General features: G+C 68.0%; 24 protein-coding genes and 1 riboswitch. Of the genes, 15 read left to right on the forward strand and 9 right to left on the reverse strand.

Annotated elements, in window-relative coordinates:
- Window positions 1–6: 6 nt before the first annotated feature.
- Together ACWGCN_RS20110 and ACWGCN_RS20115 are read left to right on the forward strand one after the other, a co-directional pair.
- Entirely contained in the window at window positions 7–1,446 is a 1,440-nt protein-coding gene (locus ACWGCN_RS20110) for a GntP family permease (protein ID WP_378994199.1), read from the forward strand.
- Window positions 1,447–1,677: 231 nt separating this feature from the next.
- Entirely contained in the window at window positions 1,678–2,775 is a 1,098-nt protein-coding gene (locus ACWGCN_RS20115; protein WP_452458675.1) for an FAD-dependent monooxygenase, read from the forward strand.
- Window positions 2,776–2,777: 2 nt separating this feature from the next.
- Here the strand turns inward: ACWGCN_RS20115 and ACWGCN_RS20120 are convergent, their stop codons facing one another.
- The gene (locus tag ACWGCN_RS20120) at window positions 2,778–3,677 is read right to left on the reverse strand and encodes an MBL fold metallo-hydrolase (RefSeq protein ID WP_452458676.1); all 900 of its coding nucleotides are present in this window, start codon (window positions 3,675–3,677) and stop codon (window positions 2,778–2,780) included.
- Between the two features lie 134 nt (window positions 3,678–3,811).
- Here ACWGCN_RS20120 and ACWGCN_RS20125 point away from each other — a divergent pair, with 134 nt between their 5' ends.
- Window positions 3,812–4,219 (forward strand): MerR family transcriptional regulator, encoded by a 408-nt coding sequence (locus tag ACWGCN_RS20125; protein WP_387448159.1) that lies wholly within the window; start codon window positions 3,812–3,814, stop codon window positions 4,217–4,219.
- Window positions 4,220–4,239: 20 nt separating this feature from the next.
- Here ACWGCN_RS20125 and ACWGCN_RS20130 read toward each other — a convergent pair whose 3' ends face one another.
- The gene (locus tag ACWGCN_RS20130) at window positions 4,240–5,220 is read right to left on the reverse strand and encodes a helix-turn-helix transcriptional regulator (protein WP_452458677.1); all 981 of its coding nucleotides are present in this window, start codon (window positions 5,218–5,220) and stop codon (window positions 4,240–4,242) included.
- Window positions 5,221–5,282: 62 nt separating this feature from the next.
- Here ACWGCN_RS20130 and ACWGCN_RS20135 point away from each other — a divergent pair, with 62 nt between their 5' ends.
- From ACWGCN_RS20135 to ACWGCN_RS20170, 8 genes are all read left to right on the forward strand, one after another.
- Window positions 5,283–5,774: a pyridoxamine 5'-phosphate oxidase family protein gene (locus tag ACWGCN_RS20135; RefSeq protein WP_378994209.1), complete on the forward strand. Its 492-nt coding sequence runs from the start codon at window positions 5,283–5,285 to the stop codon at window positions 5,772–5,774.
- Window positions 5,775–5,859: 85 nt separating this feature from the next.
- Window positions 5,860–7,083 (forward strand): cation:proton antiporter, encoded by a 1,224-nt coding sequence (locus tag ACWGCN_RS20140; protein WP_452458678.1) that lies wholly within the window; start codon window positions 5,860–5,862, stop codon window positions 7,081–7,083.
- A 27-nt stretch (window positions 7,084–7,110) separates the two neighbouring features.
- Window positions 7,111–8,169 carry an N-acetyl-gamma-glutamyl-phosphate reductase gene (gene argC / locus ACWGCN_RS20145; protein ID WP_452458679.1) on the forward strand — a complete coding sequence of 353 codons (1,059 nt, stop codon included), beginning with the start codon at window positions 7,111–7,113 and terminating at the stop codon, window positions 8,167–8,169.
- Entirely contained in the window at window positions 8,166–9,392 is a 1,227-nt protein-coding gene (gene argJ / locus ACWGCN_RS20150) for a bifunctional glutamate N-acetyltransferase/amino-acid acetyltransferase ArgJ (protein WP_449971011.1), read from the forward strand. The genes argC and argJ overlap by 4 nt, the downstream gene beginning before the upstream one ends.
- Complete coding sequence (argB, locus tag ACWGCN_RS20155) at window positions 9,389–10,303, forward strand: acetylglutamate kinase (RefSeq protein ID WP_378994217.1); 915 nt, start codon at window positions 9,389–9,391, stop codon at window positions 10,301–10,303. The genes argJ and argB overlap by 4 nt, the downstream gene beginning before the upstream one ends.
- Window positions 10,300–11,502, forward strand: coding sequence for an acetylornithine transaminase (locus tag ACWGCN_RS20160; RefSeq protein WP_378994219.1), 1,203 nt, complete (start codon window positions 10,300–10,302; stop codon window positions 11,500–11,502). Before argB ends, ACWGCN_RS20160 begins: the two co-directional genes overlap by 4 nt.
- Entirely contained in the window at window positions 11,499–12,431 is a 933-nt protein-coding gene (argF, locus tag ACWGCN_RS20165; RefSeq protein ID WP_452458680.1) for an ornithine carbamoyltransferase, read from the forward strand. Before ACWGCN_RS20160 ends, argF begins: the two co-directional genes overlap by 4 nt.
- Window positions 12,432–12,465: 34 nt before the next feature.
- Window positions 12,466–12,969 (forward strand): arginine repressor, encoded by a 504-nt coding sequence (locus tag ACWGCN_RS20170; protein WP_056824335.1) that lies wholly within the window; start codon window positions 12,466–12,468, stop codon window positions 12,967–12,969.
- A gap of 6 nt (window positions 12,970–12,975) precedes the next feature.
- Here ACWGCN_RS20170 and ACWGCN_RS20175 read toward each other — a convergent pair whose 3' ends face one another.
- Entirely contained in the window at window positions 12,976–13,539 is a 564-nt protein-coding gene (locus tag ACWGCN_RS20175; RefSeq protein WP_379314395.1) for a TetR/AcrR family transcriptional regulator, read from the reverse strand.
- A gap of 126 nt (window positions 13,540–13,665) precedes the next feature.
- Between ACWGCN_RS20175 and ACWGCN_RS20180 the strand changes: the two genes are divergently transcribed.
- Window positions 13,666–15,081, forward strand: coding sequence for an MFS transporter (locus ACWGCN_RS20180; protein WP_452458681.1), 1,416 nt, complete (start codon window positions 13,666–13,668; stop codon window positions 15,079–15,081).
- On the opposite strand, the gene ACWGCN_RS20185 is transcribed toward ACWGCN_RS20180, so the two are convergent.
- The 5 genes from ACWGCN_RS20185 to ACWGCN_RS20205 form a co-directional block, all read right to left on the reverse strand.
- Window positions 14,965–15,786, reverse strand: coding sequence for a DUF4184 family protein (locus tag ACWGCN_RS20185; protein WP_452458682.1), 822 nt, complete (start codon window positions 15,784–15,786; stop codon window positions 14,965–14,967). The two genes, ACWGCN_RS20180 and ACWGCN_RS20185, sit on opposite strands and share 117 nt — an antisense overlap.
- A 30-nt stretch (window positions 15,787–15,816) precedes the next feature.
- Window positions 15,817–16,638: an aldose epimerase family protein gene (locus tag ACWGCN_RS20190; protein WP_378994229.1), complete on the reverse strand. Its 822-nt coding sequence runs from the start codon at window positions 16,636–16,638 to the stop codon at window positions 15,817–15,819.
- A 67-nt stretch (window positions 16,639–16,705) separates the two neighbouring features.
- Window positions 16,706–16,861: a hypothetical protein gene (locus ACWGCN_RS20195; RefSeq protein ID WP_378994231.1), complete on the reverse strand. Its 156-nt coding sequence runs from the start codon at window positions 16,859–16,861 to the stop codon at window positions 16,706–16,708.
- A 62-nt stretch (window positions 16,862–16,923) separates the two neighbouring features.
- Complete coding sequence (locus tag ACWGCN_RS20200) at window positions 16,924–17,055, reverse strand: hypothetical protein (protein WP_255284563.1); 132 nt, start codon at window positions 17,053–17,055, stop codon at window positions 16,924–16,926.
- Window positions 17,056–17,085: 30 nt separating this feature from the next.
- Window positions 17,086–17,226: a hypothetical protein gene (locus ACWGCN_RS20205; RefSeq protein ID WP_266287497.1), complete on the reverse strand. Its 141-nt coding sequence runs from the start codon at window positions 17,224–17,226 to the stop codon at window positions 17,086–17,088.
- A gap of 270 nt (window positions 17,227–17,496) precedes the next feature.
- On the opposite strand from ACWGCN_RS20205, the gene ACWGCN_RS20210 reads away from it, so the two are divergent.
- From ACWGCN_RS20210 to ACWGCN_RS20220, 3 genes are all read left to right on the forward strand, one after another.
- Window positions 17,497–18,699, forward strand: a complete 1,203-nt coding sequence (locus tag ACWGCN_RS20210; protein WP_378994234.1) for an argininosuccinate synthase — start codon at window positions 17,497–17,499, stop codon at window positions 18,697–18,699.
- A gap of 232 nt (window positions 18,700–18,931) precedes the next feature.
- Window positions 18,932–20,350, forward strand: coding sequence for an argininosuccinate lyase (argH, locus tag ACWGCN_RS20215; RefSeq protein WP_378636916.1), 1,419 nt, complete (start codon window positions 18,932–18,934; stop codon window positions 20,348–20,350).
- A 65-nt stretch (window positions 20,351–20,415) separates the two neighbouring features.
- A riboswitch (guanidine-III (ykkC-III) riboswitch) is annotated at window positions 20,416–20,480 on the forward strand.
- Between the two features lie 10 nt (window positions 20,481–20,490).
- Window positions 20,491–20,805 (forward strand): DMT family transporter, encoded by a 315-nt coding sequence (locus ACWGCN_RS20220; RefSeq protein ID WP_358114922.1) that lies wholly within the window; start codon window positions 20,491–20,493, stop codon window positions 20,803–20,805.
- A 51-nt stretch (window positions 20,806–20,856) separates the two neighbouring features.
- Here the strand turns inward: ACWGCN_RS20220 and ilvA are convergent, their stop codons facing one another.
- Entirely contained in the window at window positions 20,857–22,080 is a 1,224-nt protein-coding gene (ilvA, locus tag ACWGCN_RS20225) for a threonine ammonia-lyase (RefSeq protein WP_452458693.1), read from the reverse strand.
- Window positions 22,081–22,159: the final 79 nt, after the last annotated feature.

The raw sequence follows: 22,159 nt of genomic DNA on the forward strand, positions 1-22,159 counted from the left end.
TTTTCCATGGGCGCCACCATCGACTGGTTGCGCACCACCACCCCCGGGTTGCTGGTGCTGTGCGGTCTCGCGATCGCTGTCCTACTCATCGCCATCATCAAGGTCAAACTGGAGCCGTTCGTCGCGCTGCTGCTGACCGGACTCCTGCTGGCGCTGGCCGCCGGGCTGCCGATCTCCCAGATCGTCGGCACACCGCTGAAAGCCGGTGAGTCACTGCTGGAAACAGGCTTCGGTGGCATCCTCGGTCACATCGCGGTGATCATCGGTCTGGGAACCGTGCTCGGCGCGATCCTCGAAAGATCCGGTGGCGCCGATGTTCTCACCGACAAACTGCTGAAGATGTTCGGCGAGAAGGGCGCTCCGGTCGCGATGGGCCTGCTCGGGCTCATCTTCGGCATCCCGGTGTTCTTCGACATCGGCATCTTCGTGCTCGCGCCACTGGTCTATGTCGCGGCCAAGCGCGGCGGGCGATCGCTGGTCCTCTACGCCATGCCGATGCTCGCCGGTCTGTCGATGACACACGCCTTCCTGCCGCCGCACCCCGGCCCCGTCGCGCTCGGTGGGCTGCTCGGGGTGAGCCTGGGCTGGCTGATTCTCATGGGCTTCGTCTGTGGCATTCCGGGTTTCATCGCCGCGGGCATCGTGTGGGGCAGCTATATCGGTAAGCGCGTGCAGGTGTCGGTGCCCGAGGAGTTCGTTCCGTTGGAGCCCGAGCCCGAGCCCGAGCCCGAGCAGGCCGACGGTTCGGGTGGGACCGCGGTGCTCACGAAATCGCCGCCCTCGGTCGCGCTGATCGGCGGCATCATCGCGATCCCGCTGGTCTTGATCCTGGGCGCCACATTCGGCTACCAGCTGCTGGACAAGGATTCGACGCTGCTGCAGGTGCTCACCTTCTTCGGCACCCCGGCGGTCGCGCTGCTCATCACCGTGCTCGTCGCGTTCTATCTCCTCGGGATCCGGCGCGGCTCGACGGTGCAGGAACTGAGCACCATCACCGCCGAGTCGCTCAAGCCGGTCGGCATGGTGTTGCTGGTGGTCGGCGCAGGCGCCTTCTTCGGCAAGGTCATCTCGGCCACCGGCATCGGCACGGCCCTGGCCGATACGATGTCGGCGGCGGGACTGCCGATCATCGTGCTCGCCTACCTGATCAGCTGCGGACTGCGCATCGCCCAGGGTTCGGCCACGGTCGCCATCGTCACCACCGGCGGCATCGTCGCGCCGCTGGTGGCCGAGCAGGGCTACTCGCAGATGTCGATCGCGCTGATCGCCATGGCGATCGCGGCGGGCTCGATCATCCTCAGCCACGTCAACGACGGCGGCTTCTGGATCATCGCGAAGTACTTCAACATGACGGTGAAGCAGACACTGCAGACCTGGACGGTTCTCGAAACCATTCTGTCGGTGGTCAGTTTCGCGGTCGCGGCCCTGTTGTTCTCGATCGTCTGACACCTACCGCGAAGCCGGGCTGTCCCCACGGGGCAGCCCGGCTTCGTGTTGGGCCGAGCACGGATCCGCGACCGGCCCGGACGAAGTCGGGACCTGCCGGGCGCGCAGCCGCTGGTGCCCACGATGCACCGACTCGGCAAGAATGGGCGTCGTCTGCGACTCGCCGAACAGCGCCGAGCGCGCCTGCGTGCGGACGCCGTTCGTGTCGTACTCGAAACGAGGGAGTGTGCGATGTCCACAGCAATCGTCGTCGGTGGCGGAATCGGCGGAACGGCCGCGGCGCTCGCGCTCGTTCGGAAGGGGTGGTCGGTTCAGGTACTGGAACGGGCGCCGGAAATCGCCGACGTGGGATCCGGGATTTCCCTGTGGTCCAATGCCTTACGGGCGCTGGATGCCCTCGGTGTGGGTGACACGGTCCGTGCGCAGGGTCTGGCGGAGGTGTCGGCCGGAATCAGGGACGACCGTGGGCGATGGCTCGCACGCACCGATGTGGCGACCCTGCGCGAGCGATTCGGTGCGCCGGTCGTGATCCACCGCGCCCGGCTGCTGGACATTCTGCGCGCGGCGCTTCCGGAAGGGATTGTGCGCACCGGGATCTCGGTGCGCGAGGCGACGACCGACGGCGCGGTCGTGCACTCCTCGGGCACCTCCTCCGCCGACCTGGTCGTGGGTGCCGACGGCATTCGCAGCGTCGTCCGGCGTGCGGTGTGCGGCGAAGTCGCGCCACGCTACGCCGGCTACACCGCCTGGCGCGCGGTGGTCGACATCGACGAGCCGCTCACCGAATTCGGTGAAACCTGGGGTCGCGGCGCACGGTTCGGCATGGCCCCGCTCGCGGACGGTCGCGTCTACTGCTTCGCCGTCTACGACGCCCCCGAGAACGCCCCCGGCAGCCTCGCCGAAGTGCGCGACCGCTTCGACAACTGGCACCACCCGATCCCGGCCCTCCTCGCCGCCGCGGACCAGAACACGGTGCTGCACAACGACATCTATGACCTACCGGCGCTACCGACCTTCACCGCCGGCCGCATCGCCCTCCTCGGCGACGCCGCCCACGCGATGACGCCGAACCTCGGCCAGGGCGGCTGCCAGGCCCTGGAAGACGCGGTGATCCTGGCCCGCTCGGCGGGCGAGCCGGACGGCCTCGCCCGCTACGACCGAGAGCGCCGCCCCCGAACCCAGATGATCACCGCCCGCTCCGCCCGGATCGGCACCATCGCCCAGCTGTCCGCGCGCCCCCTGGTCACCCTCCGCAACACGGCCCTACGCCTGACCCCCACCTCGACCCAGTTGCGTTCCATGGCAGAGATTCTCGACTGGAAGTCGTGAGGTCACAGCTGCCTCGACCGCAGTGCTCGCGAGTCCTCGTGCCACGCGCACGCCGCCCGATGGTCGTGACTGGGAATGATGCGAACCGCGCCGCGGATCGCGTGCAGCCGGTGGACAGTACGCCAGGTCTCGGTGCGGTTGTTGTCGGCCAGCATGCCGGGATAGCCGGACTTCTGCCGTAGCTCCTCGGTCTGGAGGTTGTGCCAGATCGCGTCCCCCGCGAGCAGGACCGGACCGTGTTCGGTGCGTAAGAGCACACCGATGCTGCCCGGGGTGTGGCCGGACAGGTCGACGAGGACCACCGCGCCGTCCCCGAAGAGATCGTGGCTGTGGGCGAAGGTGAGAACGGGTGGACCGTCCAGATCGTAGACATCGAGAGGTCGTTCGCGAACGGCTCGCCGCACGCCGCCGACCGGCGCCACCGGACCCTCCATCGCCCACGCGTGCTCCGGTCGATGCAGGCGCAGTGCCAGCCCGGGGAGATCGAGCAGGCCGGCGATATGGTCCCAGTGCAGATGTGTCGGCAGCGCGAAGTCGAGGGCGTTCGCCTCGATTCCACTGCGATGCAGTGACTCGCGGATGTCGAGTACGTCCTTCGGAGGCGTCACCGCGAGCCGCAATATCCGGGGGAGTTCCACCACCGCCCGGTCGTGGACGTCGACGCAGATGCCCGGGTCCACGAGAAAGGTCGCCTTCGGATGCCGGACCACGAAAGCCGTCATCGCGGAATCGATCCGTCGCGGGGCGAACATGCCTTCGACGATCGCTGCCGTCGGCACACTCTTGGCGTTCTGCGCCAGAACTGTCAGCTCGACCGTCGTTGTGCCGCGTGGTAGGTCGTGATCGGGCAACGAGGCCAGGAACCTGCGGTCGGGTTGTCGTGGCCGCAGAGCGCCCGTCACCGCCGATCCCACGGATCGGCAACAGCGCCACAAGTCCGGTGTCGCGATCGAGTCGATCAATGGAGTCCGATTGTCGTTGTGTCCCATGCGAAGTACGCTAAAACTTCAGGTCGACCTGAAGTAAAGGGGTGAATATGCCGCATGCCGACGGGCTGCGCCGCATCGGTGACGCCGCCGCCGAATTGGGCGTCGCCGCTCATGTCCTGCGCCACTGGGAGGACGCCGGTGTCCTGGTTCCGCCCCGCGCGCCCGGCGGGCAACGGATCTACAACGGCGCACTGATCGTTCAGGCCCGCCTCGTCCAGCTCTGTCAACGAGCGGGGCTGTCCCTGGCGCAGATCAAAGATCTTTTCGATACGAGGTCGAGGGCCCGGCGGGTAGCGCTCTTCGCCGACAAGCAAGCCGAACTGCGAGCGCACGTCGACGACCTCACCCGAACCATCGACTTCCTCGGTCACGTGCTGCGCTGTACTCACCCGATCGTCGACGAGTGCCCTGACTGCGTCGAGTTCAGCCGGCCGGGCACCTCGACGTCGGCGTAGGTTTCGCGGTGCTCGGGTGCCTAGGTCGCCGTCGGTCGCCGGTAGCGGGCGAGCATGGCTGCGGCGATGGCGGTCATGCTCGCGCGGAGCTCGGGTGGGGTGAGGACTTCGATGTGTGCACCGAGGGGGAGCAGGGCGTGGGCCAGGACTTCGTAGGACTCGGCGGGGATGGTGATGTCGGCCCAGCCGTCCGCGTCGGGGGTGCCCGTCGAGGCGAGGGCTTCGCGGACGGCGGCGGGGTCGTTCATGAGGCGCAGCAGGCTCAGGTGGTCGATGGAGATCCGGCAGTGTGCGCTTACGCGCAGCATGGATCGGGCGAACTCCTCGGAGGCGGACTGCCAGTGCTCGGCCAGATCGAAAGGCGCTGGGCGGATGAATGATTCGCCGGTGTGGACGGCGGTGGCGATGCGGCTCGCCCGGTACGAGCGGATGTCGGTGTGTTCGCGGGCGATCAGATACCAGGTGCCTGCCTTCATGACCAGGCCGAGTGGGTCGAGGGTCCGTTCCACCGTGCGATCGCGGCGGCGGTAGGTGATCGCGAGGCGGCGGTCGTGCCAGAGGGCGTCGGCCACCGTGGCCAGGGTGGGGGTGTCGTCGGGGCGCTGGAACCAGCCGGGCATGTCGATGTGGACCCGTTCGGCGATGCGGGTCGCCCGGCCGCGGAGTTCCGGTGGCAGGGCGGCGAGCATTTTCAGCTGGGCGGTGGCCAGCACGGTCCCCAGGCCGAGGTCGGCGGCGGCGCCGGGGAGGCCGGCGAGCAGGACGGCGTCGGCTTCGTCGGAGGTGAGGCCGGTGAGCCGGGTGCGGTAGCCGTCGATCAGCCGGACACCGCCGCCGCGCCCCGGCTCGCTGTACACCGGAACTCCTGCCGCCGAGAGTGCTTCCACGTCCCGATACACCGTGCGTACCGACACCTCGAGCTCGCGTGCCAACTCGCTCGCGGTCGCGCCGCCGCCCGCTTGTAACAGCAGCAGCAACTGCACCAACCTGCTCGCTCGCATATTCGGAGACTAGCCGCGAAACCTGACACAAGATGTCAAGGTTGGGTCGTACCGTACGAGATATGACCACGTGGAGCCAGTTCACCGAAGAAGCACCGAGCATCGCGGCCTTGTTCCAGCGCAGACACCAGGCCACCGGCAAACTGTGCATGCTCGGCACCCTGCGCGCCGACGGATCGCCACGCATCAGCCCGATCGAGCCGATGGTCTTCGAAGACATGCTGGTCCTGGCCGGCATGCCCGATACCCGAAAATTCGACGATCTCGCGCGTGACCCACGCTTCTGCCTGCACACCGCCACCGTCGACACCATGGTCTCCGACGGCGACGCGAAACTCTTCGGCACCGTCACCGACCTGAAGGACGAAACCGTCCACGCCCGCTTCGCCCAAAAGCTCTTCGACGACAGCGGTTTCGACATCCGCGGCGAGAAATTCGACCATTTCTACGTCGCCGACCTCACCGGCGCCTCCACCGTCGAAACCAACGACGACCACCTCGACATCACCGTCTGGAAACCGGGCGCGGGCGAAACCGTCGTCCGCAAGCACTGAGTCATCCCTGCGCGCGCGGTGGTGTGACCGATCGCCCGCGCGCGGTTTCGGGGATCGGGCATGCCGCTGTGCCACGATGACCTGCATGGATCTGCTCGCTTCCGAGGGTGTCGGCGATCCCTCGCCGATCGTCTCGCTGTTCTGGATCGCGCTCATCGCGGTGGTCGCACCGCTGCTGTCGCGGCTGGTGCGCGGGTATCTGCCGGATGTGGTGATCCTGCTGGTGGCCGGAGCGGTGGTCGGACCGCACGTGCTCGGGTGGGCGAGCAGCGCGGGCGGGGTCGACCTGGTCAGCGAGTTGGGCCTGGGGATGCTGTTCCTGCTGGCGGGCTACGAGCTCGATCCGCGGTTGCTGCGCGGCCGCTCCGGGCGGACGGCGTGGGTGGTGTGGATCGTGTGTCTGCTGTTCGCGTTCGTGATCGTCATGGTGGCGACGGACACCTCCAACGGCACCCGCATCGCGGTCGCGATCGCGTTGACCTCCACCGCGCTCGGCACCCTGCTGCCGATTCTGAAGCAGGCGGGAATCCTCGACTCGCGGCTGGGCCGGGCGGTGATGACGCACGGCGCGGTGGGCGAGCTGGGGCCCATCGTGGCGATGTCGGTGCTGCTCACCAGTCGCGATGCGGGCAGCGCGGTGGTGGTCGTCGTGATGTTCGTGGTGGCGGCCGTGGTGGTCGGATTCGTGCCGGTGCGGATGTTCGATCGCATGCCGGATCTGGGCGCCGGGCTGGCCAAGCTGGGCGGTGGCACGTCGCAGCTGCCCGTGCGCGGGGTGGTGCTGCTGCTGTTGGTGCTGATGGTGGTCGCCGAGGTCTTCGATCTGGACGTGGTTCTCGGCGCGTTCGCCGCGGGCATGATTCTGCGGCGGCTCATCGCGGCGGGGCATCCGGATGTGGACTCCTCGCTCGAGGCCATCGGGTACGGGTTGCTGATCCCGGTGTTCTTCGTGGTGTCGGGCATGGGCATCGATGTGGCGGCGGTCGGCCGGAATCCGGCACTGTGGTTGTGGTTCGTGGTCACCATCGCGATCGCCCGCGGGTTGCCCGTCTGGCTGAGTGAGCGGTTCGTGCCGCGCGCGGACACCCTGCCAACCGCACGGGAACGCGTCGAATTGGCGCTCTTTGCCGCGACGGGCCTGCCGATCATCGTCGCGGTGACCCAGGTGGCCACCCAAACGGGCTTGCTGACCGCCGAGGTCGCCTCGATCCTGGTCGCGGCGGGCGCGACGACCGTTCTGGTGTTTCCGCTGGTCGCACGCCTGATCGGGTCGTCGGAGGCGAAGTCGGTCACACCCGCTCATGAATGAGCTTGCATAGTCGTGCATAATCATCACATGGTCGATACGTCGGGAGGACCCGTGTTGCGGGTGGCGGTTGCCGGTGCGAGTGGATACGCCGGTGGCGAAGTGTTGCGTCTACTGCTCGGTCATCCCGAATACCGAGCGGGGCGCCTCGCGATCGGGGCGCTGACCGCCGGTTCCAACGCGGGTACCGCACTGGGCGCGCTGCAGCCGCATCTGCTGCCCCTGGCGGACCGGATTCTCGAGGAGACCACTCCCGAGGTCCTGGCCGGTCACGACATCGTGTTCCTCGGCCTCCCACACGGTCAGTCCGGCGCCATCGCGGCAGCCCTGCCCGACGAGACCGTCATCATCGACTGCGGCGCCGACTACCGGCTCACCGACGCGGCCGCCTGGGAGAAGTACTACGGCAGCCCCCATGCGGGCAGCTGGCCCTACGGCCTGCCCGAACTGCCCGGCGGCCGGGCGAAGCTCACCGGTGCCCGGCGGATCGCCGTGCCCGGCTGCTACCCGACCGTGTCGAGTGTGGCGCTGGCCCCGGCGATCGCCGCCGGGATCATCGAGCCCGCGGTGAATGTCGTTGCGGTGAGCGGTACTTCGGGTGCCGGTCGCAAACTCGATGTCGGCCTGCTCGGGTCCGAAGTGATGGGCAGTGTCCGGGCCTACGGCATCGCGGGCGCGCACCGGCACACCCCCGAGATCGCGCAGAACCTGAAAGCCGCAGGCGGCGTGGATGTCTCGGTGTCGTTCACACCGGTGCTGGCCCCGATGCCGCGCGGCATCCTGGCCACCTGCACCGCACCGACGAAGGTCGATGCCGCGCAGGCGCGTGCCGTCTACGAAAAAGCTTATGCCGAAGAACCTTTCGTGCACCTGCTGCCCGAAGGCGTACTGCCGCAAACCGGTTCGGTGCTCGGATCCAACGCCATCACCCTGCAGGTCACCGTCGACGTCGACGCGGGTCTGCTCGTGGTGATCGGCGCGATCGACAACTTGACCAAGGGCACCGCGGGCGCCGCGGTGCAATCGATGAATCTGGCCGTCGGATTCGACGAGACCGCAGGACTTTCCACCGTAGGAGTGGCACCGTGACGACCCCTGATCCGCAGACCCCGGACCACGGCAAACTGATCCACACCCAGGGCGTCACCGCGCCACTGGGATTCCGCGCGGCGGGCATCGCGGCCGGTATCAAGGCCAGCGGCAAGCCCGACCTCGCGCTGGTGCTCAACGAGGGCCCCGAATACGCGGCGGCCGGTGTCTTCACCAGCAACCAGGTCAAGGCCGCGCCGGTGCTGTGGTCGCAGCAGGTGCTGAAGACCGGTCATCTGCGCGCGGTGATCCTGAACTCCGGTGGCGCGAACGCCTGCACCGGCCACGGCGGTTTCCAGGACACCCACAAGACCGCCGAGGAACTCGCCGCGGCACTGAGCAATTGGGGCACCGAGACCGGTGCGGGCGAGATCGCGGTCTGCTCCACCGGTCTCATCGGTGACCGCCTGCCGATGGACAAGCTCGTCCCGGCGATCACCGAGATCGTGCACGAGATGGGCGGCGGCATGTCGGGCGGCTCCGACGCCGCCCACGCCATCATGACCACCGACACCGTGCCGAAGGAGTCTGCATTCCACAGCGAGGACAAGTGGAATGTGGGCGGCATGGCCAAGGGCGCGGGCATGCTCGCGCCGTCGCTGGCCACCATGCTCGTCGTGCTCACGACCGACGCCGTGGCCACACCCGAGCAGCTCGATTCCGCCCTGCGCAAGGCCACGAAATACACCTTCGACCGGCTCGACGTCGACGGTTCCTGCTCCACCAACGACACCGTGCTGCTGCTGGCCAACGGCGCCAGCGGCGTCGCGCCCGCGCAGGAGGATCTCGACGCCGCGGTGTTCACCGTGTGTGACGACCTGGCCGCGCAGCTGATGGCCGACGCCGAGGGCGTCACCAAGCGGGTCCAGGTCACCGTCACCGGCGCAGCCTCCGAGGACGAGGCGCTCACCGTCGCCCGCGCGGTCGCCCGCGACAGTCTGGTCAAGACCGCGCTGTTCGGCTCCGACCCGAACTGGGGTCGCGTGCTCGCCGCCGTCGGCATCGCACCGGTGACCCTCGACCCGAACCGGATCGCGGTGTCGTTCAACGGCAATCCGGTCTGCGTCGACAGTGTCGGCGCGCCCGGCGCCCGCGAGGTCGACCTGTCCGGCGAGGACGTCGACGTGCTGATCGAGCTCAATGTGGGGGAGGGCACCGCGATGGTGCGCACCACCGACCTCTCGCACGCCTACGTCGAAGAGAACTCGGCGTACAGCTCATGAGTAACAGTGTGGTGCACACTCTTTCGGCGCTGGACAAGGCGCACGTGCTCGCCGATGCGCTGCCGTGGCTGCAGAAGTTCCGCGACAAGATCGTGGTCGTGAAGTACGGCGGCAACGCCATGGTCGACGACGAACTCAAGTCGGCCTTCGCCGCCGACATGGCCTTCCTGCGCACCGTCGGCGTGCATCCCGTAGTCGTGCACGGCGGTGGCCCGCAGATCAACGCCATGCTGAAAAGGCTCGGCATGGAAGGCGAATTCCGCGGCGGCTTCCGCGTCACCACCCCCGAGGTGATGGACGTGGTCCGGATGGTGCTGTTCGGTCAGGTGGGCCGTGAGCTCGTCGGGCTCATCAACGCGCACGGCCCGTACGCGGTCGGCATCTCCGGTGAGGACGCGCACCTGTTCACCGCCACCCGGCGCACCGTCGCCGTGGCGGGCGTCGCCACCGACATCGGCCTGGTCGGCGACGTCACCGAGGTCAACCCCGGCGCCGTGCTCGACCTGATCGACGCGGGCCGCATCCCGGTGGTCTCCACCATCGCCCCCGACGCCGACGGCGTGGTGCACAACATCAACGCCGACACCGCCGCCGCCGCGCTGGCCGAGGGCATCGGCGCCGAGAAACTCGTCGTGCTCACCGATGTCGAGGGCCTCTACACCGACTGGCCGGACCGCTCCTCGCTGACCAGCCGGATCGACGCCGACGCGTTGGCGAAGTTGCTGCCGCGCCTGGATGCGGGCATGGTGCCGAAGATGGAAGCGTGTCTGCGCGCCGTGCTCGGCGGGGTCCCCAGTGCCCACGTGATCGACGGGCGCGTCCCGCATTCGGTACTACTGGAGCTGTTCACCGGAGAAGGAATCGGAACCATGGTGACCCCTGCCGGGTCGCCGGATGGAACGCAATCATGAGCGAAACAGAGATGCTGCAGCAGCGGTGGTCGGCCGCGATGATGGACAACTACGGCACGCCGAAGGTCGCGCTGGTGCGCGGCGCCGGTGCGGTGCTCTACGACGCCGATGGCAAGCGCTACATCGACTTCCTCGGTGGCATCGCGGTCAACAGCCTCGGCCACGCCCACCCCGCCATCCTGGAAGCGGTCACCCAGCAACTGGGCACGCTAGGCCACGTGTCGAACCTGTACGCCAGCGAGCCCGTGATCGAGCTGGCCGAGAAGCTCCTGGCCCACTTCGGCGACGGTGAGGGCAAGGCGTTCTTCTGCAACTCCGGCACCGAGGCCAACGAGGCCGCGTTCAAGATCGCGCGGCTCACCGGGCGGTCCAAGATCGTCGCCGCCGAGGAGGCGTTCCACGGACGCACCATGGGCGCGCTCGCCCTGACCGGTCAGCCTGCCAAGCGGACACCGTTCGAGCCGATGCCGCCCGGCGTCGTGCACGTGCCCTACGGTGACGCCGCCGCGCTCGAGGCCGTGGTCGATTCCGACACCGCCGCGGTGTTCCTCGAACCGATGATGGGGGAGAGCGGTGTGGTCGTCCCGCCGTTCGACTATCTCGCCAAGGCGCGGGAGATCACGTCCAGGGCCGGGGCGCTGCTGATCCTCGATGAGGTCCAGACCGGAATCGGGCGCACCGGAACATTTTTCGCGCACCAGGCGGCGGGCATCGTGCCCGACGCGATCACCCTGGCCAAGGGGCTCGGCGGCGGCCTGCCGATCGGCGCGGTGCTGGCCCAGGGCCGCGCCGCCGAACTGCTCACGCCGGGTCTGCACGGCACCACCTTCGGCGGCAATCCCGTCTGTGCCGCAGCGGCTTTGGCCGTGCTGCGCACGATCGACTCCGACAACCTGCTGACCCACGTGGAGTGGGTGGGCAAGAAGCTCAGCGACGGCATCGCGTTGCTCGAGCATCCGGAGATCGACCACGTGCGCGGTGCGGGTCTGCTCATCGGCATCGTGCTGAAGAACGACATCTCCGCCTACGTCGACGAACGGGCGCGCGAGGCCGGCTACCTGCTGAACCCCGCCAAGCCCGACGTGATCCGGTTGGCGCCACCCCTGGTGCTCACCGAAACCCAGGCCGACAATTTCGTCGCCGACCTGCCCGAGATCCTCGACAAGGCCGCCGCCGATGCTAAGGGAGCGACCAAGTGACCCTGCGTCATTTCTTGCGCGACGACGATGTGACGCAGGCCGAACAGGCCGAGATCCTCGCCATCGCCGCCGAATTGAAGAAGGACCCCTTCGCGCACCGGCCGCTAGACGGCCCGCGCGGAGTCGGGGTGATCTTCGAGAAGAACTCCACCCGCACCCGCTTCTCGTTCGAGCTGGGCATCGCTCAGCTCGGCGGGCATGCGGTGGTCGTCGACGGTCGCGATACCCAGCTGGGTCGTGAGGAGACCCTCGGCGACACCGGCAGCGTGCTCTCGCGCTACGTCGATGCCATCGTGTGGCGGACCTTCGAACAGTCCCGTCTCGACGAGATGGCCGTCACCGCGACGGTTCCCGTGGTGAACGCGCTGTCCAACGAGTTCCACCCTTGTCAGGTGCTCGCCGATCTGCAGACGATCGGCGAGCGCAAGGGCTCGCTCGCCGGGCTGAACCTCACCTACTTCGGCGACGGCGCCAACAATATGGCGCACTCGCTGTTGCTCGGTGGCGTGACGGCGGGCATGAACGTGACCGTGGCCGCGCCCGCCGGATTCGAACCGCTGCCGTGGATCCTCGACGCCGCCGCCAAGCGGGCCGCGGAAACCGGTGCGACCGTGTCGGTCACGGGTGACCCGGTGGTCGGTGCCACCGGTGCCGACGTGCTGGTCACCGACACGTGGACCTCCATGGGCCAGGAGAACGACGGTCTCGACCGCGTCGGCCCGTTCCGCCCGTTCCAGCTGAACACCGAGCTGCTCGCCCACGCGACTCCGGAAGTGATTGTGCTGCACTGTCTTCCGGCGCACCGGGGCGAAGAGATCACCGACGAGGTGCTCGACGGTGGGCACAGTGTGGTCTGGGACGAAGCCGAGAATCGCCTGCACGCGCAGAAGGCGCTGCTGGTGTGGCTGCTCGCGAAAGCCGCCGCGTGAGACCGCGAACCGGGGCCGGCGTGGAGGCTGGGCGATGAGCGCGCCCGAAAAGGGCTCGCCCGCGATCGCTCGCACCCGCGCCGGCCGCCAGTCACGCATCATCGAACTGCTGACCTCGCATTCGGTCCGCAGTCAGACCGAACTCGCCGCGCTGCTGTCGGCCGAGGGGATCGAGACCACCCAGGCCACTCTGTCGCGTGACCTCGACGAACTCGGCGCGGTGAAACTGCGCGCGGCCGACGGTGGCGCGGGCGTCTACATCGTCCCTGAGGACGGCAGCCCCGTGCGTGGGGTCACCGGCGGCACCGGCCGCCTGTCCAAACTTCTCGGTGACCTGCTCGTCTCCACCGACGCCAGCGGCAACCTCGCCGTCCTGCGCACCCCGCCCGGCGCCGCCCACTTCCTGGCCAGCGCCCTCGACCGCGCCGCCCTGCCCTACATCGTCGGCACGATCGCCGGCGACGACACCATCGCCGTCATCGCCCGCGAGCCGCTCACCGGCGCCGAACTGGCGGCGAAAATCGAAGACCTGGCCTGAGCGCCACTAGCGCTGGGCGCGAAGGCCGGCCAGCGCCACGTCGGTGAGCAGTGGGGCGGACTCCGGGGCGGCCTGGCAGCCCGCGCCGATGCCGTGGCCGAGGCGCAGGATGTCGCGGGGGCTCACCTCGGGGCGGATCTCGCCTGCCTCCTGCACCGGGATCAGAACGCTGCCCGCGGCCTCGGCCAGCAGGGCGGAGCAGGCGGCGAAAGTGTCCGAGGTCCGGTCGATGGCGGCTTTGAGAGTGGTTGCCAGGCCGTGCTTTTCAAGAATGTAGGTGACCAGCTCGCCGAACCAGGCGTCGAACGCGTCGAGGGGGGCGTGCGTTCGGCGTAGTTCGTCTGCCCGCGCGGCGAGTGTCTCGATATTGGCGCGATACACCGCTTCCATCAGCGTGGTGCGATTCGGGAAGTGGCGATACAGCGTTCCGGGACCGACCCCCGCGCGTCGCGCGATGTCGTCCAGCGGTGCGTCGGTGCCGTGCTCGGCGAACGCGTCGCGGGCGCAGTCGACGATGCGCTCGTAATTGCGGCGTGCGTCGGCGCGCATCGGCCGCGACGGTGCGTCCACAAGATCCTCCACTGGAAACGGATGAAGTCTCCGTTTAGTCTTGCGGAACCGGAGACTTTCTCCCTATGCTAGCTCTGTCATAAACGGAGACTCTCTCCGTTTGAGTTCCTTTCTGATGGAGCGTTCTTGACTACCACCACTTTCTTGGAAAAACCCCAGGTGGACCGGGTTCGGCCACGGCTCGTCCTGGTCACTTTGCTGACCTGTCAGCTCATGATCATCCTCGACATCACCGTGATGAATGTGGCGCTGCCGCACATCAGGGCCGATCTCGAGTTCAGTGCAACCGGCCTGTCCTGGGTGATGAACTCCTACACGCTGGTCTTCGGTGGCCTGCTGCTGCTCGGAGGTCGAGCCGGCGACCTGTTCGGCAGGCGCCGGATTTTCATCGCGGGCGCGCTGCTGTTCACCCTCGCCTCGCTGGCCGGCGGGCTGGCGCCTTCGGCTGGATGGTTGCTCGCGGCCCGCGTGCTCCAGGGCATCGGCGGGGCAATGGCCGGTCCCAATACCCTTGCGCTGCTGACTACTACGTTCACCGAGCCCAAGGTGCGGATTCGAGTGCTCGCTCTGTTCTCCGGCATGTCGAGCGCCGGTTTCGCGATCGGCTTGATCGTCGGCGGGTTGCTCACGGAATGGTTCGGCTGGCGCTCGGTGCTGTTCATCAATGTGCCGTTCGGCCTGGTCATCGCGGTACTCGCACTGCGGTACCTGCCTGATTTGCCGCGTCGCGCCGCTCGGCTCGACCTGCCGGGCGCGGTGACGGCGACCGCGGGCGTGGCCGCCCTGGTCTACGGTTTCATCAGTGCCGCCTCGCACGGTTGGGGCGCGGCGGGCACCGATATCTGGCTCGCGATCGGGGCGGCCTTGCTGGCCGCCTTCATAGCGATCGAACTGCGTGCGCCACAACCACTTCTGCCCCTGCACCTGTTCGCCGATCGCAACCGCGCCGCCGGCTATCTGAACATGTTCCTCGGGCCGATGGCAGGCATGTCGATGTTCTTCTTCCTCACCCAGTATCTGCAAGATGTGCTGGGGATGAGTTCGTTGGCAACAGGTTTCGCGTTCCTGCCGACGGCGGTGCTGATGTTCGCGATGATCCGACTGATCCCGCGGCTGCTGGCGCGTTTCGGCCCCAAGCCGGTGACGTTGACCGGCGCCGTCGCCATGGTCACCGGACTCGTGCTACTGACCAGGCTTTCGGAGGACTCCGGCTACTTCCCCCTGCTGTTCGTGGCGATGGTCGCGATGGGCTGCGGTATCGGGCTGGCGTTCTCGCCGCTGAACGTGATCATCATGTCCACGGTCTCGCCCGACGAGGCGGGTGCGGCGGGCGGCGCCCTGCAGGCCATGCAGCAGACCGGCGGCGCGCTGGGCTTGGCGATCCTGGTGACGATCTTCGGCACCGCCGCGCGCGACGCGGGCGGTTCACCGACCCACGCCCTGGTCGGCGGCATGACCGCCGCCTTCGCGGCAGCCGCAGTCATCGCCGCCCTGACCTTCCTGGTCGCGCTCACCTTCCGCAGCGTCCGCTCGCCGCGGTGAGCGCACGCGACCTGTGCCGAGGTGCCAGAGCGCGGCGTAGGCGGCCCAGGCGACAACCGTCGCCCGAGCCGCACCGACGATCGTGTGTCGGATCAGGTCGTAGGTACTGACCCGGGTGACCGGGTCGTCGACGGCGAGTGCCGCACCGATGACCGGCGCGGCGAGCAGCACGGCGACGACGGCCCGGTGCGTCCACGTGGGTGGGCGAACCTTGCGCCGGGTGCGGCGCACCACGAGGTAGGTGAGGACCACCGTTCCGGCGAGAGAGGAGAGATAGCCGAGGACGTTGTAGGTCTTGTGCGGCTCGATGACCGACGTCCGCAACAGAGCCGAGTGCTGGACCACGAAACCTGTTGTCTGAGTGAAAGAATCCCAGACCACGTGTGTCGCGGCACCGAGTACCAGGGCGGTGACCGTCGAAACCGCCGCGAGCCCCGCTGATCTGGGATCAGGGGACGAGGCGGGCGCCAGGCCGAGAAGCGCCGAGGCCGGGCCGGCGGAAAGCCGGAAAGCGACGAGTAGCACCAGGCCGATCAGCAGGTCCCAGCACAGAACGCCGACAACCGAGTGGGTTGTGGTGCCGGACAGGGGACCGGGCAGGTAGTAGATGACGTCGGGGGCGATGGATCCCGCGACGAGTGCGGGAAGGGGGAGATATCGAGCGAAGGGCAGCACCGCGACGGGATGGGCGAACGTGATCGGCACGCAATCACCGTAATCGGCTGTGGTGCTGGGCTACTCGGGCTGCGGAGTCGTTCGGTTCCGCGACAGGCGTTGCCATGTCCAGTCGACGTGGACATCGAGTGGAGAGTCGGGTGTGACCATCCGGGGTGCGGTGTTCAGGCCGTTGGGTGGGCCGGACTGGGCCTCCACCGACAGGGATTGCTCCGGCAGGGTCCAGACGACTACGTCGTGGACGGGGCTGGTGATGGTGAATGCCAGGAATCCGGGCCAGGTGAGGCGGGCGAGAACGCCGTCGGGCATGCCGAAGCAGTCGTCCCACGGTGGCGGCGTCGGCGCGATCTCGCGGCCGGTGGGCAGGTAGTCGTCGCCGCGTTCGTACTGCCATGCCGGGTCGAAATCGAGCCGCACCGGCCCGGTCGCGGGCGGGACTTCGCGCAGGAACCACGGATGCCAGCCGCCCTGGGCGGGGAAGGCGTCGTGGTCGGTGGCGATGCGCATCGCCAGGGTGAGGCCGGTGTCGGTGAGGGTGAACGTCTGGGTGACCGTGCCCGCGAACGGCCACGGATCACCGAGGCGATGGCTGATCGTCGCCTCGGTCGGCGAAGCCGCGACCACCTCCCACACTCCGTCGCGGGCGGTGCCGTGAATGCTGTGCGGCGGGTTGTTGATCGGCATCTGATACGTGTGGTCGCCGACGGTCAGTTCGCCGTCGCCGAGCCGACCTGCCCACGGCGCCATGACGAAACAGCCGGTGCCCGGATCCTGCCGGAGCAGTTCGGTGCCGTCGACGGTCAGGCTGTGGATCGCGCCGCCGTCGCCGGGGGCGATCGTGAGACCCGCGGAGCCGACATCGAGCCGCACATCGTCGGTCATGATTCGCACACTAGCCGCGTGACTGTGCCCTCAGCGGTAACTCACGCCGAAAGCTGGGATGTGGTCTTCAGTTGAACGGGTACTGCCCGCCGCCCGCGCCGCCACCGCGATTATTCGGCGTGGCGATGTCGATGATGTTCTGGACCAGCTCGACGACTGCTCTACCGACATCGAGAACACCGTTGCCGAGGGTCGAGAATTCCTGCGCGATGTAGTGGAGCATCTTGTTCGTCCTCACGTGTGGCGAGCCGAATAATGCTCTCCCAGAGTGCCACAGGTGAGGAGTCAGGAGTTGAGGAAGTTCAGGATCAGCAGGGTCAGTGGGGCGGTGATCTCGAAGACGGCACGGCCGACATAGAGGCCGAGGGCGGCGCCTGCCTCGTAATTGTCGGAGAGGAACTGCAGGACTTCATCCATGATGTGCTCCCTGGATTCGAGGTCGGTGAGTCAGGCAAAGAATCCCTGGAGCAGGGGAGTGCCGAGGTCGATGACAGCCTTGGCCACCGTCAGGCTGAGGTTCCCGAGTCCGATGACAACCGTTCCGATCAGGTCGTAGTTGGCCTCGGCGAAATCACGTAGCGACTGCATGATGGCTCTCCTTCGGTCCCGACCTGATGGCTATCTGCTGTGACCAGCGTCTCATAGCTGAGAGTACTCGCCAAGGGCTGCGCTGGTGTCGTCGCAGGTGATCGGCTATTTCGCCGGCGTAGGTCCGAGGCTGCACCCCCGGTTATGAATGAGATTGCATCATCATGCATAATCATTTGTAGCAACGGCGTGAGCCGACCGGCGGCCGGAGCATCCATACTGCTCAGGGCAGCCCTTTTTACGTACCAGACTTCGAGGAGCACAACAGACATGTCCGATCGCGTCGTACTCGCCTACTCCGGTGGGCTTGACACCTCCGTCGCCATCAGCTGGATCGCGAAGGAGACCGGTTCCGAGGTGGTGGCTGTGGCCATCGACCTGGGCCAGGGCGGCGAGGACATGAGCGCGATCCGACAGCGCGCACTCGACTGCGGCGCCGTGGAGGCCATCGTGGTCGACGCGCGCGACGAGTTCGCCGACGAGTACTGCCTGCCCACCATCCAGGCCAACGCCATGTACATGGGCCAGTACCCGCTCGTCTCGGCGATCAGCCGCCCGCTGATCGTCAAGCACCTGGTCGAGGCCGCGAAGTTCCACAACGCCACCACCGTCTCGCACGGCTGCACCGGCAAGGGCAACGACCAGGTCCGCTTCGAGGTCGGCATCGGCGCGCTCGCGCCCGACCTCGAGGTCATCGCCCCGGTCCGCGACTACGCCTGGACCCGGGAGAAGGCCATCGCCTTCGCCGAGCAGAACAGCCTGCCGATCAACGTCACCAAGAAGTCGCCGTTCTCCATCGACCAGAACGTGTGGGGCCGCGCGGTCGAGACCGGGTTCCTCGAGGACCTGTGGAACGCGCCCACCAAGGACGTCTACGACTACACCGCCGACCCGACGGTGAACTTCGAGGCGCCCGACGAGGTCATCATCACCTTCGAGAAGGGTGTGCCGGTCGCCATCGACGGCCGTCCCGTCTCGGTGCTGCAGGCCATCGAGGAGATGAACACCCGCGCCGGCCGTCAGGGCGTGGGCCGTCTCGACATGGTCGAGGACCGCCTCGTCGGCATCAAGAGCCGCGAGATCTACGAGGCGCCGGGCGCCATCGCGCTGATCACCGCGCACCAGGCGCTCGAAGCCGTCACCGTCGAGCGCGAGCTGGCCCGCTACAAGCGGCAGGTCGAGCAGCGCTGGGGCGAGCTGGCCTACGACGGCCTGTGGTTCTCCCCGCTCAAGCGCGCACTCGACGCCTTCATCTCCGACACCCAGCAGACCGTCACCGGCGAGATCCGGATGGTGCTGCACGGCGGGTCCGCGGTGGTCAACGGCCGTCGCTCCGAGCAGTCGCTCTACGACTTCAACCTGGCCACCTACGACGAGGGCGACACCTTCGACCAGTCGCTGGCCAAGGGCTTCGTGCAGATCCACGGCCTGTCCTCCAAGGTCGCCGCCCGCCGCGACCTGAACCAGAAGTAAGCACGCCCGCCGCCTTCCCGCCTCCCCGCGACTTCTGCCGGTCGTAGGGGGGCGGTTGGCGTCGGTTCCGGGCTCGCCTGAGGTGTACATCTGTTCTGGGCGTGCCCGATGAGTTACCCATGTTCTCGCTAGATCAGTCGGCAACCGTAGGCTCGATTCGGTTGCCCTTCGTGCGCTGGCAGCCGATGTGCGACTGTGAGCGCGACCGCCTATACCCAGGAGAGGGCACACGATGACCCATAGTGGAACCAACGAAGGTGCGCTCTGGGGTGGGCGATTCGCTTCCGGTCCGGCCGAGGCGATGGCGGCGCTGAGCAAGTCGACTCACTTCGACTGGGTGCTGGCTCCGTATGACATCCGCGCGTCCAAGGCGCATGCTCGCGTGCTGCACAAGGCCGGGCTGCTCGCCGACGAGGATCTGCCCGCCATGCTGGCCGGTCTCGACGCGCTCGCGGCCGATGTCGCCTCCGGTGCCTACGGCCCCGCCGACTCCGACGAGGATGTGCACGGTGCGCTCGAGCGTGGGCTGATCGAGCGGGTCGGGACCGAGCTCGGTGGTCGGCTGCGGGCCGGTCGTTCGCGCAACGACCAGGTGGCGACCCTGTTCCGGATGTGGCTGCGCGACGGTGTGCGTCGCGTCGCCGCCGGTGTGCTCGACGTGGTCGACGCGCTGGTCGCGCAGGCCGCCGCGCATCCCGACGCCGTGATGCCGGGCAAGACCCACCTCCAGGCTGCCCAGCCGGTACTGCTCTCGCATCACCTGCTCGCCCACGCGCATCCGCTGCTGCGCGATCTGGAACGCCTGCGCGACTTCGACAAGCGCGCCGCCATCTCCCCGTACGGTTCGGGCGCGCTGGCCGGTTCCTCGCTGGGCCTCGATCCCGAGCAGATCGCCGCCGAACTGGATTTCACCGCCTCCGCCGCCAATTCGATCGACGCCACCTCCTCGCGTGACTTCGCCGCCGAGGCAGCCTTCGTGCTGGCCATGATCGGCGTCGATCTGAGCCGGATGGCTGAAGAGGTCATCATCTGGAGCACACCGGAATTCGGCTACGTGACCTTGGCCGACGCCTGGTCCACCGGTTCGTCGATCATGCCGCAGAAGAAGAACCCCGATGTCTCCGAGCTCACCCGTGGCAAGGCGGGCCGCCTGATCGGCAACCTGACCGGCCTGCTCGCCACGCTGAAAGCCCAACCGCTGGCGTACAACCGGGACCTGCAGGAAGACAAAGAGCCGGTCTTCGACTCGGTCGCCCAGCTCGAACTGCTCCTGCCCGCCATCGCGGGCCTGGTCGCCACCCTGACCTTTCACACCGACCGGATGGCCGAACTCGCACCCGCCGGGTTCACCCTCGCCACCGATATCGCGGAATGGATGGTGCGCCGAGGTGTTCCGTTCCGTGTCGCCCACGAGGCGGCCGGTGCGTGCGTGCGCGTCGCCGAGGCGCGCGGTGTCGGTCTCGACGAGCTGACCGACGAGGAGTTCGCCGCCGTCGACCCCGCGCTCACCGCCGGTGTGCGCGAGGTGCTCACGGTGCAGGGTTCGATCGCCTCGCGTAACGCGCGGGGTGGCACCGCCGGTGTGCGTGTGGCCGAACAGCTCGACGAGGTCCGCAAGACCGCGGACGACGCTCGCGCCTGGTTGAGCTGAGGCGGGGAGGTGGTGACTTCACCCACCACCTGCTTGCCAAGAGATTGCCGGTGTGACAACTTGGCAGTGAGCCCGAACGGGGCTCCCGGACGAGGGTAGCCGTACCCGGAACGCGACAAGACGGCCACAGGAGGCTCGTCATGTCGTGGATTCTGCTCGTCATCTCCGGTGTGCTGGAAGCAGTGTGGGCCACCGCGCTGGGCCGGACCGAAGGGTTCACCCGGCTCGTCCCGACCGTGGTTTTCGGCGTAGCCCTGGCAGCCAGCATGACCGGGCTGGCGCTGGCCATGCGCGATCTCCCCGTCGGCACCGCGTACGCGGTCTGGGTGGGCATCGGCGCCGTCCTGACCGTCGTCTATGCCATGGTCACCGGCGCGGAAGCTTTCTCGGTCGTGAAGGCCGTGTTCCTGGTGATGATCGTCGCCGGTGTGGTCGGGCTGAAAATGGCGCACTGACGCGGTGATCCCCGGGCGCGTGGCGCGGGAACCCGGTGCGCGCACGGGTTTCTAGAGCTCGGCGTGTACGCGGAAACCCGAGTCACGCAGTGCGTCCAGAACGTCGTCGCGGTGCGCGGAGCCGCGGGTTTCCACGGTGAGCGACACCTCGACCTCGTCGACGGCCAGCCACGGCCCGGTTCGCGAGTGCACGACATCCACCACGCTCGCGCCGGCGCGCCCGACCACGGCGAGCAGCGCGGACAGGGCGCCTGGCCGGTCGTCGATCGTCACGTGCATGGCCAGGTAGCGGCCCGCGGCGCTGAGACCGTGGCCGATCACGCGCGTGAGTAACAGCGGGTCGATATTCCCGCCCGACACGATGGTCACCACGGGGCCGGGCAGATCTTCGAGAGCGGAGGTGAGCAAGGCGGCGACGCCCGCCGCGCCCGCGGGTTCGACGACGAGTTTGGCCCGTTCGAGGCAGAGCAACAGGGCCCTGGACAGGGCGTCCTCGTCGACGGTGACGATCTCGGACACCAGCTCGGCGACATGGGCGAAGGGCACCGCGCCGGGTAGTCCGACCGCGATACCGTCGGCCATCGTCGACATCCGTGGCACCCGGACCGGCCTGCCCGCCGCCAGCGAATCCGGCCACGCCGCCGCCTCGGCCGCCTGCACGCCGATCACCCGGACATTCGGCGCCAGCGCGTGCAACGCCACCGCGACACCCGCGAGCAACCCGCCACCACCGGTGGGCACGACGACCGTGCCCGCCTCGGGAACCTGCTCGAGGATTTCCAGCGCGACCGTCGCCTGACCGGCGACGATGTCGGGATGGTCGAAAGGATGGATCAGGGTCGCACCGGTCCGATCAGCGAATTCCTGTGCGGCGTCCAAGGATTCGTCGATCGTGTCGCCCACCAGATGCACGTCGGCACCGTAGGCGCGCGTCGCGACGAGCTTCGGCAGCGAGGCCCCGACCGGCATGAACACCGTCGAGGCGATCCCGAGCTCGCTCGCCGCCCACGCCACACCCTGCGCATGGTTGCCGGCGCTGGCTGCCACCACGCCCCGCGCGCGATCCGCCGCCGGGAGATGGGCGATCCGGTTGTAGGCGCCGCGCGGTTTGAACGACCCGGTCCGCTGCAGGTTCTCGCATTTGAGCAGCACCTGCGTACCCACCCGTTCCGACAACACCCGCGACCCCACGATCGGTGTCCGTCGAATCACCGGCGCCAGCAATCGCGCGGCTTCCTCGATCCGCTCCAGTCCCACGGTCTCCATCGGCCACATGGTGCCAGGTTCGGCATCGCCAGTCGGGTATCCCGGCGTTGCGTCCATATTGTGCAGTGATCAACCGCCCGGCGAGTGG

Source organism: Nocardia sp. NPDC055050 (genome assembly GCF_053608345.1).